Annotated in this window: 12 protein-coding genes; 8 read left to right on the forward strand and 4 right to left on the reverse strand. The window is 69.0% G+C overall.

Going from position 1 to position 12,618, the window contains the following annotated elements:
* Positions 1 to 84: 84 nt before the first annotated feature.
* The 8 genes from glmS (at position 85) to tsaB (ending at position 8,399) form a co-directional block, all read left to right on the forward strand.
* Complete coding sequence (glmS, locus tag D7252_RS09880; protein WP_120775233.1) at positions 85 to 1,932, forward strand: glutamine--fructose-6-phosphate transaminase (isomerizing); 1,848 nt, start codon at positions 85 to 87, stop codon at positions 1,930 to 1,932.
* A 75-nt stretch (positions 1,933 to 2,007) separates the two neighbouring features.
* Complete coding sequence (locus tag D7252_RS09885; protein WP_120775234.1) at positions 2,008 to 2,367, forward strand: holo-ACP synthase; 360 nt, start codon at positions 2,008 to 2,010, stop codon at positions 2,365 to 2,367.
* Positions 2,364 to 3,470 carry an alanine racemase gene (gene alr / locus D7252_RS09890; protein ID WP_120775235.1) on the forward strand — a complete coding sequence of 369 codons (1,107 nt, stop codon included), beginning with the start codon at positions 2,364 to 2,366 and terminating at the stop codon, positions 3,468 to 3,470. The genes D7252_RS09885 and alr overlap by 4 nt, the downstream gene beginning before the upstream one ends.
* Positions 3,467 to 3,949: a tRNA (adenosine(37)-N6)-threonylcarbamoyltransferase complex ATPase subunit type 1 TsaE gene (tsaE, locus tag D7252_RS09895; protein ID WP_120775236.1), complete on the forward strand. Its 483-nt coding sequence runs from the start codon at positions 3,467 to 3,469 to the stop codon at positions 3,947 to 3,949. The genes alr and tsaE overlap by 4 nt, the downstream gene beginning before the upstream one ends.
* Positions 3,946 to 4,782, forward strand: a complete 837-nt coding sequence (locus D7252_RS09900; protein ID WP_120775237.1) for a response regulator transcription factor — start codon at positions 3,946 to 3,948, stop codon at positions 4,780 to 4,782. The genes tsaE and D7252_RS09900 overlap by 4 nt, the downstream gene beginning before the upstream one ends.
* A 208-nt stretch (positions 4,783 to 4,990) precedes the next feature.
* Complete coding sequence (locus D7252_RS09905) at positions 4,991 to 6,589, forward strand: cell wall metabolism sensor histidine kinase WalK (protein WP_120775238.1); 1,599 nt, start codon at positions 4,991 to 4,993, stop codon at positions 6,587 to 6,589.
* The gene (locus D7252_RS09910) at positions 6,586 to 7,785 is read left to right on the forward strand and encodes a hypothetical protein (RefSeq protein WP_183055259.1); all 1,200 of its coding nucleotides are present in this window, start codon (positions 6,586 to 6,588) and stop codon (positions 7,783 to 7,785) included. Before D7252_RS09905 ends, D7252_RS09910 begins: the two co-directional genes overlap by 4 nt.
* Complete coding sequence (gene tsaB / locus D7252_RS09915) at positions 7,782 to 8,399, forward strand: tRNA (adenosine(37)-N6)-threonylcarbamoyltransferase complex dimerization subunit type 1 TsaB (protein WP_120775239.1); 618 nt, start codon at positions 7,782 to 7,784, stop codon at positions 8,397 to 8,399. Before D7252_RS09910 ends, tsaB begins: the two co-directional genes overlap by 4 nt.
* A 45-nt stretch (positions 8,400 to 8,444) precedes the next feature.
* On the opposite strand, the gene csrA is transcribed toward tsaB, so the two are convergent.
* From csrA to D7252_RS09935, 4 genes are read right to left on the reverse strand one after another with little or no spacing between them, the layout of a single operon-like run.
* Entirely contained in the window at positions 8,445 to 8,696 is a 252-nt protein-coding gene (gene csrA / locus D7252_RS09920) for a carbon storage regulator CsrA (RefSeq protein ID WP_120775240.1), read from the reverse strand.
* A 4-nt stretch (positions 8,697 to 8,700) separates the two neighbouring features.
* The gene (locus D7252_RS09925) at positions 8,701 to 10,770 is read right to left on the reverse strand and encodes a flagellar biosynthesis protein FlhA (RefSeq protein ID WP_120775241.1); all 2,070 of its coding nucleotides are present in this window, start codon (positions 10,768 to 10,770) and stop codon (positions 8,701 to 8,703) included.
* Positions 10,767 to 11,858 carry a flagellar biosynthesis protein FlhB gene (locus D7252_RS09930; protein WP_120775242.1) on the reverse strand — a complete coding sequence of 364 codons (1,092 nt, stop codon included), beginning with the start codon at positions 11,856 to 11,858 and terminating at the stop codon, positions 10,767 to 10,769. Before D7252_RS09930 ends, D7252_RS09925 begins: the two co-directional genes overlap by 4 nt.
* Positions 11,855 to 12,616 carry a flagellar biosynthetic protein FliR gene (locus tag D7252_RS09935; protein ID WP_120775243.1) on the reverse strand — a complete coding sequence of 254 codons (762 nt, stop codon included), beginning with the start codon at positions 12,614 to 12,616 and terminating at the stop codon, positions 11,855 to 11,857. Before D7252_RS09935 ends, D7252_RS09930 begins: the two co-directional genes overlap by 4 nt.
* Positions 12,617 to 12,618 lie beyond the last annotated feature (2 nt).

Consider the following 12,618-nt stretch of genomic DNA (forward strand, 5'->3'; position numbering starts at 1 on the left):
AGAAACCGCCGACGGCCGCACGACTTCACGGGGTGCCGCCTATTGTTCGGACGACTCGCAAAAGTTGCGGCTTATCTTTGAACCATGTGTGGAATCGTCGGATACGTGGGCCCGCGCCCCAGCCAGGACATCCTTCTCGCCGGCCTCGCCCGCCTCGAGTACCGCGGATATGACTCCGCGGGCGTCGCCGTCATCGACGGAGAGGGCGGCCTCGGCATGCGCAAGAAGGCGGGCAAGCTCGCCATGCTGCGCGACTCGCTCGCCGACGCTCCACTTCCCGACGGGTCGACCGGCATCGGGCACACTCGCTGGGCGACGCACGGCGGTCCGACCGACGTCAACGCCCACCCGCACCTCGCCGACGACGACAAGCTCGCCGTCATCCACAACGGAATCATCGAGAACTTCTCCGCGCTGCGTGAAGAACTGCTCGCCGACGGCGTCCAGTTCCGCAGCGAGACCGACACCGAGGTCGCCGCAGCCCTGCTGGGTCGCGAGTACGCCAGCAACGGCGGCGACCTGCAGCTCTCCTTCCGCAACGTCGTGAACCGCCTCGAGGGCGCCTTCACCCTGCTCGCCATGCACCAGGACCACCCCGGCCTCGTCGTCGGCGCTCGCCGCAACTCGCCGCTCGTGATCGGTCTCGGCGAGGGAGAGAACTTCCTCGGCTCCGACGTCGCCGCCTTCATCGAATACACCCGCAAGGCGCTGTCCATCGGCCAGGACCAGATCGTCTCGATCACTCCGGATGCCGTCACCGTCACCGACTTCGCCGGCACCCCGGTCGAGGCCGAGCCGTTCGACGTGTCGTGGGATGCCGCAGCCGCCGAGAAGGGCGGATGGTCCAGCTTCATGGCCAAGGAAGTGGCCGAGCAGCCCGAAGCCGTCGCCAACACCATCCGCGGCCGCATCCACGACGGCCAGGTCGTCATCCCGGAACTCGACGGTCTCGACGAGCTGTTCGTCGGCATCAACCGCGTCATCATCACCGCCTGCGGCACGGCATCCTATGCGGCCCTGGTCGGCAAGTACGCGATCGAGCAGTGGGCACGCGTGGCCGTCGACGTCGAACTCGCACACGAGTTCCGCTACCGCGACCCGGTGATCGGCGAAGACACCCTCGTCGTCTCGATCAGCCAGTCGGGCGAGACCATGGACACGCTGATGGCGGTCAAGTACGCCCGCGAGCGCGGCGCACGCACACTGTCGGTCTGCAATACGCAGGGCGCGACGATTCCTCGCGAGTCGGATGCCGTCGTCTACACCCACGCCGGACCCGAGGTCGCGGTGGCCTCCACCAAGGCGTTCTCCGCACAGATCACCGCGCTGCTGCTGCTCGGCCTGCACATGGGCCGCGTCCGCGGCACCGTGGCCGACGCCTCCGAGGATGTCGCCGAACTGGCGGCCCTTCCCGAGAAGGTCGCCCGCGTTCTGGAGAGCGAGCAGGAGCACGTCACGCAGCTCGCGGGCTGGATGGCCGACACCCGCTCCGTCCTGTTCCTCGGCCGCCACGTGGGCTACCCGATCGCTCTCGAAGGTGCGCTCAAGCTCAAGGAGATCTCGTACATCCACGCCGAGGGCTTCGCCGCCGGTGAGCTCAAGCACGGTCCGATCGCCCTCATCGAGCCCGGGCAGCCGGTGTTCGTGCTGGTGCCGTCGCCGCGTCACTCGGCGCTGGTCCACTCGAAGGTGGTCTCCAACATCCAGGAGATCCGTGCCCGAGGCGCGCGCGTCATCGTGATCGCCGAAGAGGGCGACGCAGCCGTGCTGCCGTTCGCCGACGAGGTCATCCACATCCCGCTCGCGGGGGCGATGTTCGAGCCGCTCCTCGCGGTGGTACCGCTGCAGATCTTCGCGATGGCGCTGGCCACGGCCAAGGGCCTCGACGTCGACCAGCCCCGCAACCTCGCGAAGTCCGTCACGGTCGAGTAATTTCTCGTCCTCGGCCCTTGGTTGGCGCGGGCGCTCGCTCGACGACCGAGGGCCGGGGCTGGGTAGGCTGAGCAGGTGATCATCGGGACCGGCATCGACCTCGTGGACATCCCGCGGTTCGAACGGACCATGGAGCGGACGCCACGCTTGCGCGAGCGACTCTTCGCCCCATCCGAGCGTGCGCTGCGCCTGGCTTCCCTTGCCGCGAGGTACGCCGCGAAAGAGGCTCTCATCAAGGCGCTCGGCGGGTCGGACGGCGTGCACTGGACAGAGATCGAGATCGCTTCGGAAGCATCCGGTCGACCGCACTTCGTGCTTTCCGGCTCGACGGCTGCGGTCGTCGAGCAGCGCGGCATCCTCACGCTGCACCTGACCCTCACCCATGACGCAGGCCTGGCCGCCGCGTTCGTCGTCGCCGAGGGAGCACCGCTGTGACCGTCCTGTTCCGCGAAGCGACGGTCGACCTGGATGCGATCGCCGACAACGTGCGCCACTTCCGCAGGCTCACCGGCGTCGAGGTCATCGCCGTGGTCAAGGCCAACGCCTACGGGCACGGTGCCGCCGCGACCGCCGTCGCCGCGCTCTCCGGTGGAGCCACGCGGCTCGGGGTCGCCGAGATCTCTGAGGCCCTGGAACTGCGCCGACAGGGCGTGCATGCGCCGATCATGGCGTGGTTGCACGCGCCGGGGGAACGCTTCAAGCACGCCGCCGCGCAGGACATCGAAGTCGGAATCTCCTCGTTCGAGCAGCTCGAGGCGGCCGCGGTGGCGGCGGCCGTCGATCGCCCGGTCGGGGTGCACCTGAAGTTCGAGACGGGGCTGTCCCGCAACGGCATCGCCCCCGCCGATTGGGGGCGTGTTCTGGCCGAGGCCGCGCGACTCGAGCGCATCGGCCGACTCCGCGTGATCGGCCTCTTCAGCCACCTGTCCAACACGTCGGCGGACGAAGACCGCGCCGCCCTCGCGCGGTTCGAGGAGGGTGTCGCGGCCGCGGCATCCGTCGGCGTCCGGCCCGAGATCCGTCACATCGCCGCCACGGCCGCGGCCATCGATCTCCCCGAGATGCGACTCGACGCCGTGCGGATCGGCATCGGCCTGTACGGGTTGTCGCCGTTCGACGACCGGCGCTCCGCAGAACTCGGCCTGCGCCCGGCGATGACGCTGCGCGGATCGGTCGCAGCCGTGCGTCGCGTACCCGCGGGGGCCGGTGTCTCGTACGGATACGACTATCGCACCGACCGGGCCACCACGCTGGTGCTCGTCCCGCTCGGCTACGCCGACGGAGTTCCCCGCAGCGCCTCCGGCCGATTGCCCGTGTCGATCGCCGGGCGCCGTTTCACGAACGTGGGGCGCATCGCCATGGACCAGTTCGTGGTCGATGTCGGGGACACCCCGGTCGCCATCGGCGACGAAGTCGTCCTGTTCGGTGATCCCACCCTCGGCGTCCCGTCGGCGACCGACTGGGCGGATGCCGCGGGCACGATCAACTATGAGATCGTCACTCGCATCGGCCCCAGAGTGCCGCGGAGGGCATCATGAGTGTCGATCCGGCGTTCCTCGGCCGGCGCGAAGTCGCCACCTCAGAGGGGATGGAGCAGCTCGGCTTCCGCATCGGTGAACAGCTGCAGGCGGGGGACCTGCTGATTCTCACCGGTCCGCTCGGGGCAGGCAAGACGACATTCACCCGGGGGCTCGCCGAGGGGCTCGGAGTGCGCGGCCCCGTGCAGAGCCCGACGTTCGTGATCGCGCGCACCCATCCGTCTCTGGTCGGTCGGGCGCCGCTCGTCCACGTCGACGCATACCGGCTCGGGTCCGCCGTCGAACTCGACGACCTCGACCTCGATCTCGCACGATCCGTCGTCGTCATCGAGTGGGGTCGGGGGATGGCGGAAGAGCTTGCCGATGCGTGGTGGGACGTCGAGCTGGAGCGTCCCGTCGGCGGCGCCGACATCGACCCGTCCGAACTGGACGCCGACGCTCCCCGGATCGTCACGATCACGCGCGAAGGTGTCTCATGACGCAGCTTCCGGAGCGCACGCCGGTCGTGGTGATCATCGAGGATGACGCCGGGGTGCGGTCGCTTCTGGACGAGGTCTTCCTCGCGGCCGGATTCCACACCGTTCTCGCAGGCTCCGGGCTCGAGGGGCTCGCGGCCGTGGAGGCGCATACGCCGCTGATCACGACGCTCGACATCAACCTCCCCGGTATCGACGGGTTCGAGGTCGCCCGGCGCATCCGCAAGGTCAGTTCCACGTTCATCATCATGCTGTCGGCGCTCGCGGACGAGTCCGACGTCGTGCTGGGCCTGACTTCCGGTGCCGACGAGTATCTCGTCAAGCCGTTCCGTCCCCGAGAGCTCCGGGCGAGGATCGAGGCGCTCATGCGGCGCCCGCGCCTCGACGTACCGATCCCCGGGCAGGCATCCGGAACGACAGCCCAGACGCTGCTGGCGTCGCTTTCCGCACCCACCGCGCCGACCTCGATCGCGGACGCGACCGCGGCGTCGGGACAGCAGCAGGTGCATCGGGATCTCAGTCTCGACCTGGCCACCCACACCGTTCGGGCGGGGAATCGGACGATCGATCTCACACCGACGGAATTCGACCTCCTCGCGGCCCTTCTCGCTTCGAAGCGGCAGGTGCGCAGCAAGTCGGAGCTGGCGATCGGGCTGCGCGGGAGCGACACGGGCTCCGCCGAGTACGTCAGCGAACCGGACAAGCGGGCCATCGAGACGCACATCGCGAATCTGCGCCGGAAGCTGGGCGACAGCTCGACAGCACCGCACTACATCGAGACCGTTCGGGGAGTCGGATACCGGCTCACCGCGGGCGACGGTGACGTCGCACACTGATCGGGAAATGGGAGAGGCCGCGGCTCCCCAGCCGCGGCCCCGAGTGCCTGCGATCCCCATCGCGTGGCCCAGCGCCTGCGAAACCCCAGTCGCAGAATCAGCCCCCACTGAGGATGGTAAGGCTCCGGATCTGCCGAAAGAACGCAAAAGACCCGATCTTTGAGTAATCTTGCGGAAAAGCTGAGGTTCGACCGAAGGGCGGGCGCGGATGATCCGCACGGTCTCGATCTGGCGATGGCAGCTGGTCTTCACCGGCAGCATGGTGGCGATCGCGGCGATGGTGACGGCGTTCAAACCGCAGACCCTCGGCATCCCACTCTTCCTCGCCGGCCTGGCCCTCACCGTGGTCACCACTCTTCTCACGCTCGCCGTGCCGTGGCATCGACTTCCGCGCAACGCCGTCGTCACGGTGCCCCTTCTCGATGCCCTGGCCGTCGGCTTCACGACCAACACGCCGGACCTCCGGCTCGGCTTCCTCTGGGTGTTCCCGGTCACCTGGCTCGCGACGTACTTCAGCATGGCCTGGGTGCTGGGGGCCATCGCCTTCATCAGCGCTCTGCTGGTGGTGTTCGCCGAGCAATCGGGACGGCCGGAGGACGTGCTGCTGCGCGTCCTCACCGTCATCATCACGCTGAGTTTCCTCGGCGTCACGGTGCGCATCGGGACGCAGCGCGCCCGGGCCGCCCGTCGGCTGCTGCAGCGCCGCTCGGAGCAGGTGAACCGCGCCGCGGACCGCGCCGAGACTAATCAGCGTCGCGTCACGCAGATCATCGACGCGTTGAGCGTGGCCCTGGTCGTCGTCGCAGGCGACGGCCGCATCGTGCAGATGAACGACGCCTACCGCGCCCTGTACGGCCGTGACCGCTTCGGTGCCGCGCTGCCTTCGGCTGCCGTCGAATACGACCGACGCCGCGGCTCGGCTCTGCCGCCCGCGCGCACCACGCTGGCACGGGCCGCGAGCGGTGAGGAGATGCGCGACGAGCGGGTCTGGCTCTTCGACAGTGACGGCCGTTGGCGTGCACTGCAGGTGAGTACGCAGACGATGGCGAGCGCCGTCGAGGGCCAGCACATCGCGCTGGTCGTCATCGACGATGTCACGGCATCGGTGGAGGGCGCCGAAGAGCGCCGCGCGCTCACCGCTGTCGTCTCGCATGAGCTGCGCAACCCGCTCACTGCCATCGTCGGCCACGTCGATCTGCTGCTCGAACGCAGCGATCTGCCCGAGCGGGTGGTGGCGCAGCTGGAGGTCATCGCGAACGCCGGCGAGCGGATGGAGGACTTGGTCGCGAGCACCCTGCACGGCTCGAGGCCTGCGCCGAACGAGCCCTTCGAGCCCGTCGATCTGCGGCAGGTCGTGGAAGCTTCCGCAGAGTCGTACGCTCCTCTCATCTCCGGCAGCCGGCACGAGCTGGAGGTGAACGGGGCGGAGTCCCTGGAGATCTACGGAGACGCGTTCCGGCTGCGGCAGGTGCTGGACAACCTGCTCAGCAACGCCGTCAAATACACGCCACCCGGCGGCCACATCACGGTGCGCTTGCACTCCGCATCCGACGGGCGCGCTGAGGTGAACGTGGTCGACACCGGAACAGGGATCGGGGAAGACGAGCTGCCGAGGGTGTTCGAGCCGTACTTCCGGACCGACGGAGCCGTGCTCGCCGGCGTCGCGGGCACAGGACTCGGGATGGGCATCGCGCGCGACATCGTGGCGGCGCACGAAGGCACCATCGAGGTCTCGAGCGAAGTGGGCGTCGGCACGGTCGTCACCCTCCGGTTCCCGCCGCATCGTGTGAAGGAGGTGCCGAGGTGATCCCCACGCATCTGGCGCCCGTCAGCGTCGACATCACGACGAGCATGGTAGCCGTCGTGACGATTCTGGCCGCCGTGGTCCTGGGGCTCGCGACGCTCGCGCGACCCACGCGGGCCACCATCACCTGGGGTTCCGCCTTCGGCTTGGGCGTGCTCGGCGCCTACCTCTGGCTTGCGGGGCACCAGGCGGACAGCGCGGGGCTGCGAGCCGCGGCATCCGGGATCCTGCTGGGCTTCGAGCCGTTGATCTGGCTCGGCCTTCGCATGCACCGGAACCGCAGTGTTCCCTGGGTGACCGTGATCGCGGTGGTGGTGCTGATGCCGGTCGTACTGGTGGCGAGCGCCGGAACCCCGTGGTATCTGCCCCTCTTTCACCTCACGTTTCTCGTGAGCGCGGTGTTCGGCGGGCTCGTCGCCTTCGAGTTGCTGCGCCGACAGTCCGGCGCCCGAGACATCCTGCTTCCGCTCGCTCTCGCTTCGTGCGGGTTCGTCGTGGTGGCGGTCGTGAGCGGGTTCTCGGCGATGCTGAGCGATGTCGCGACCACTGACGCGCAGCTGAGCGTGATGCGGGGGATCAATGCCGTGGGAACAGTGGTGGTCAGCACCGGTGCTGCATTCACCATCGTTCTGCTGGTCCGCGCGCAGGAGCCGGCAGCGAGCGGAGCCGAAGAGGAGGAGCGGCGCGCACGTCGCCGACTGGAGAGGGCGCGGGCCCAGAACGACCTGAGCTGGTCGGTCCTCGACATCCGACTGGATGACCCGTCGGATCTCCGGGAGGCGTCGACGGGGCCGACGTTCGCGATCATCGTCGAACGTTTTCACGACGCCATCCAGGAGGCTCTTCCTGCCGCCGCCGATGCGAACCGGATCGACGAGGCGCGGGCGATCGTCCTCATCCGCGGCAGCGAGGAGGCCGTTCATCACCACATCCGCGACATCCTGAACCGGGTGTCGATGATGGAACGGGATGCTCCGGTCAACGGGGTCCGATCCTCGGCGAGCATCGGCTGGGCGACGGTGTCGGCGGTGGGGTTCGACTACGACACTCTCGTCGCCGCGGCGGCGGAGGCCGTGGGAAGGGCGAGCGGAGCCGGCGGCGATCGCTGGAAGCGGGCGGCCGTCGAGGCTTCCGCTGCCCGAGAGTCCGCCGCCATCGAGCGGGAGCAGCCGCACCACCCGACTACCCTGGAGAGGTGATCCTCGCCGTCGACACCTCCCTGGGCACCGCCGTCGCCCTCATCGACGCCGACGGCACCCGCCGCGCCGAAGCCTCGACCGCTGACCCGCTCGGCCATGCGGAGGTCATCGGCGATCTCCTCGTCGATGTGCTGGCACAGGCCTCAGGCGACGACGTCACGCACGTGGTGGCGGGAATGGGGCCGGGACCGTTCACCGGGCTGCGCATCGGCATCGCGGCCGCCCGCACGTTCGCGCTTGCCCGCCGCATCCCGCTCATCCCCGTCCCCAGCCACTTCGGTGCGGCTCTCAGCGCCACGGGTGACGACGCCGACCTGTTCGCCATCGTCACCGACGCCCGCCGCCGAGAGGTCGCCATCACGGTGTTCGACGGGACGGATGCCGACGGCGTCCCCCGTGTCCGTGCCGACACGATCCTCGTGCGGGCGGTCGACGCGGACGTCCACCTGGCCGGCATGCGGCGCATCGACGTGGCGACCCTGTCCGCGGTCGACCTCGCCCGCGTGGGCGCGCGTGCGCTCGCCTCCGGCCGCACGCTCACCGGCGACGAGCCGCTCTACATGCGCAATCCCGACGTCACGCTTCCCGGCGCACCGAAGAAGGTCGGTTCATGACTCCTGCTCCGTTGCGCTGACGGCGCCCCTCGACGCGGCGACCGGTTACTGCGCGCGGGATTCGCGTCCGCGGGCGAGAGCCGCGGTGATCGCGCTCTCTGCCGCGGCATCGGTCTCGGCCGCTGCCGAGACGTTCTCCGCGACGACCGCGTCGATGATCTCGGTGCGCTGAATGCGCGTCTCGCGGGGAGCCTTCACGCCGATCCGGACGCTGTCGCCCTTGATGTCGAGCAGCGTGACCTCGATCTCGCCGTCGATGCGCACGCTCTCACCGATCCGCCTCGTCAACACCAGCATTCGTTCAGCCTACTGGTGCGCTGGGGACGGCACCCACCGCAGCCGGCGTCGAGGGAGCATCACGAACGACACCCACGGTCTCGATCGTCAGGGCGGCGGCGGTCGCCTCCGAATACGACAACACGGGGAGACCGTCGGTCTGCGCGGAGACGAGGCGCCGCACGGCGGGCCGCAGCGACGGCGCGCACACGAGCACGGGTTCGCCACCGTCTCGAACAGACGCCACGGCCTGTTTCACGGACTCGACGACGGACTCCATCCGCTGCGGGTCGAAGACGATCTGAGTGCCCTCGTCGCCGGCGCGCAGGCTCTCGAGCATCGCCTGTTCCAGGAGCGGGTTGATCATGACGACCCGCAAGGTGCCGGCATCCGCGAACCGAGCCGCGATGGCAGGGCCGAGTGCCGTCCGCGCCGACTCGATGAGTCCCTCCGGGTCGGTCGATGTCCGTGCGCGCAGCGCGAGCGCTTCGTAGATCCGGCTGAGATCGTTGATCGGCACGCGCTCGGCGAGGAGCCCCTGGAGAACGCGCTGGATCTCGGCGAGAGACAGGAGCGCCGGCGTGAGCTCCTCGACGGCGGCCGGGGACGCCTGCTTGAGGGAGTCGGTGAGCTGGCGGACGTCCTCGCGGCTGAGCAAGCGCGCCGCGTGAGCCTGGATCACGCTCGACAGGTGCGTGATGATCACGCTGGCGCGGTCGATCACGGTCGCACCCGAGAACTCGGCGCTGTGACGCATCTCCATCGGGATCCACTTGCCTTCCAGGCCGAACACCGGGTCGAGAGCGGCCGTGCCTGGCAGACCTTCCAGACCCTGCCCCAGAGCGAGCACGGAACCGACCGGTGCCGTACCTCGCCCGGTCTCGACCCCACCGATCCGGATGACGTAGGTCGCCTGCGGCAACTCGATGCTGTCGCGCGTCCGTACGGGAGGGGTGACGAGCCCCAGGTCGAGCGCGATCCGGCGGCGGAGCGCCTTCACCCGCGCGAGGAGGTCGTCGGGACCACCGGTCACGAGATCGACGATGTCCGGAGCGAGGAGGATCTCGAGCGGATGCACGCGCATCCGCTCCATCAGCTCCTCTGGCTGCTCGCCCGCGGCCGGCGGAGCTGCCTGCTGCGTCGCGGTCTCTTCGCGCTGCTGGGTGGCTTTGATGCGCTGCGCGACCAGCAGGAGGAGGGCGCCGATCACGAGGAACGGCAGCATCGGCATGTGCGGGATGAACGACATCACGATCGCAGCGCACCCGGCGATGATGAGGGCGTTGCGCGACTGGCCGAGTTGGGCGGATGCGGCCGTTCCCATTTCGGTCTCCGCGGTGGAGCGGGTCACGATCATGCCCGTGGAGACCGCCATCAGCAGCGCCGGGATCTGAGTGACCAGGCCGTCGCCGATGGTGAGCAGGCTGTAGGTGTTCACCGCCTCTTCGATGGCCATGCCGTGCTGCACGAGACCGATGGCGATTCCGCCTATGAGGTTGATGATGATGATCACGAGCCCGGCGATCGCGTCACCCTTGACGAACTTCGATGCTCCGTCCATGGCGCCGTAGAAGTCGGCCTCTGCGGCCACCTCCGCCCGGCGTTCGCGTGCCTCGGAGTCGGTGATGAGACCGGCGTTGAGGTCGGCATCGATCGCCATCTGCTTGCCGGGCATGGCATCCAGGGTGAATCGGGCGCCCACCTCCGCGACGCGCTCGGCGCCCTTGGTGACGACGACGAACTGGATGACGACGAGGATCAGGAAGACGACGGCACCGATGATGAGCGAGCCGCCCACGGCGATCGCACCGAACGCCTCGATGACCTGCCCCGCGTACGCCTCACCGAGGACGAGCCGCGTCGAGGCCACGTTCAGCCCGAGCCGGAACAGCGTCGCCACCAGGAGCAGCGAAGGGAAGACGGAGAAGTCCAAGGGCTTCTTCACGAACATCGACGTGAGCAGGATCACCAGGGCGAACATGATGTTCAGGATGATCAGCACATCGAGGAGGAACGGCGGGATCGGGACGACGAGGAGCATGATGATGCCCACCACCCCGATCGGCACCATCAGCTTGGTCGTGAGCTCTCTCATACGGTCCTCCGGTAGGGGAGCGAGTGGATCCCGCGCGCGGCTCCGCGCCGGCGCAGGGCGTCGACGAACACGAGGACACGTGCGACGGCGTTGTACAGGTCTTCGGGGATCTCCTGGCCCAGCTCGCAGGCGGCGTGCAGGGCACGGGCGAGGGCGACCTCTCGCACCATCGGGACGCCGGCCTCGGCCGCCCTCTCGCGGATGCGTTCGGCGATCACGCCGCTGCCTTTGGCCACCACTTTGGGTGCGGAGCGGCCGGCCTCGTAGCGAAGAGCCACGGCGATGTGGGTGGGGTTGACCAGGACCACGTCCGAGCCGCCCACCGCGGCGATCATGCGGTTGCGGCCGAGCGCGAGCTGGCGGGAGCGGCGCTGCTGGCGGATCAGCGGATCGCCCTCGGAGTTCTTGCTCTCGTCGCGCACCTCGCGCTTGGTCATGCGGGTGTGCTTGCGGTTGCGTTTCATGACGACGAAGAGATCGATGGCGGCGAGGGCGAGTCCGACGATGATCGCCGTCTGCAGCAGGGCGACCGTGCCCTCGGTCGCCGTGCCCAGCAGGCGGGTGATCGAGTGGGCACCGCTGGCCATGAGCACCGGCATGATGCCCGCGATGACCATCCAGAGAGCAGCGCCGATGGCGAGGGTCTTCAGCAGCGCCTTGGCACCCTCCCAGAGAGCCTGCATGCCGAACACGCGGCGGATGCCGGTGATCACGTTGAACTGCTCGTAGCGACCGGTGAACTTCCGGAAGTGCACTCCGCCCTGCACTGCGGCACCGATGATGGTCACGACCGCGACGGCTCCGAGCATCGTCGCGATCGTCGGCAGGACCGACGCGAGACCCCGCTCCAGCAGTTCGAGTGCGGCTGCGGGCGACGGCGCCTGGATGATGGCGGTCAGCGCGATGAGCTGTTCGATGCCGGCGGCTGCGCCGAGCGCGATCGCCGCGGGCATGGCGATCGCCGCGGCTCCGATACCCAGCCAGGCGGTCAGGTCCTGGCTGCGGGAGAGCTTGCCCTTCTCCTTCGCCTCGCGAAGGTGCTTCTCCGTCGCCTGTTCACTGCGCTCGCCGGTGTCGGTGCCGCTCACGGACCCACCCCCTGCATCATGCGCAGCGCCTGAGAGGCCAGCGCATCGACGATGCCGGGGAGCGCGGCATAGACGGCGCCGGCGAGCAGAAGCGTCAGCAGGATCTTCACCGGGAAGCCCATGGCGAAGGCGTTCAACGCGGGTGCGACACGCGTGATCAGGCCCAAGCCGACGTCGGCGAGGAACAGCACCAGTACCAGCGGACCGGCGATCTGCACCGCGGCCAGCATCATCTGCGAGACACCGTCGACGAGGAGCTCCGCCGGCCCCGCCACCGCGAAGACGCCGTTGACCGGGACCGCGTCGAAGCTGCGCGCGAGTCCGGCGAGGATGAGCTGATAGCCGCCGGACGCGAACAGCAGCGTCAGCGCGGTGAGGTGGAACAGCCGGGTGAACTGCGCACCGTTGACCAGCGAGTGCGGATCGAAGGCCTGCGCGAGTTGGAACCCGCCGAAGGTGTCGATCAGGCTGCCCGCGGCCTGGAGAGCGGCGAAGCAGAGGTACACGAGGAAGCCGAGCAGGGCGCCCGTCACCAGCTGCAGGACCAGCGCACCGAAGAAGGGGCCGGTGTCGAAGTTCTCGTATCCCGGCGCGACGGCGCTGCCCACGGCGAGGGAGAGCCCTATCGCGAGCGTCGCCTTCACCCGGGCGGGGATCGCACCGTAGGAGAACGGCGGTGCGATCATGATGAACGCGGTGATGCGCACTGCGGCGAGCATGGTCGCCTCGAGCCACGCGAAGTCGATGGGGATGTACATCC

The organism is Microbacterium sp. CGR2, assembly GCF_003626735.1.
Lineage (GTDB): Bacteria > Actinomycetota > Actinomycetes > Actinomycetales > Microbacteriaceae > Microbacterium.

Bases quoted from the DNA above. Each gene is read 5' to 3' on its own strand.
- glmS (WP_120775233.1), top strand. From the start codon at position 85: ATGTGTGGAATCGTCGGATACGTGGGCCCGCGCCCCAGCCAGGACATC.
- tsaE (WP_120775236.1), top strand. From the start codon at position 3,467: ATGAGTGTCGATCCGGCGTTCCTCGGCCGGCGCGAAGTCGCCACCTCA.
- D7252_RS09900 (WP_120775237.1), top strand. From the start codon at position 3,946: ATGACGCAGCTTCCGGAGCGCACGCCGGTCGTGGTGATCATCGAGGAT.
- D7252_RS09905 (WP_120775238.1), top strand. From the start codon at position 4,991: ATGATCCGCACGGTCTCGATCTGGCGATGGCAGCTGGTCTTCACCGGC.
- csrA (WP_120775240.1), bottom strand. From the start codon at position 8,696: ATGCTGGTGTTGACGAGGCGGATCGGTGAGAGCGTGCGCATCGACGGC.
- D7252_RS09925 (WP_120775241.1), bottom strand. From the start codon at position 10,770: ATGAGAGAGCTCACGACCAAGCTGATGGTGCCGATCGGGGTGGTGGGC.
- D7252_RS09935 (WP_120775243.1), bottom strand. From the start codon at position 12,616: ATGTACATCCCCATCGACTTCGCGTGGCTCGAGGCGACCATGCTCGCC.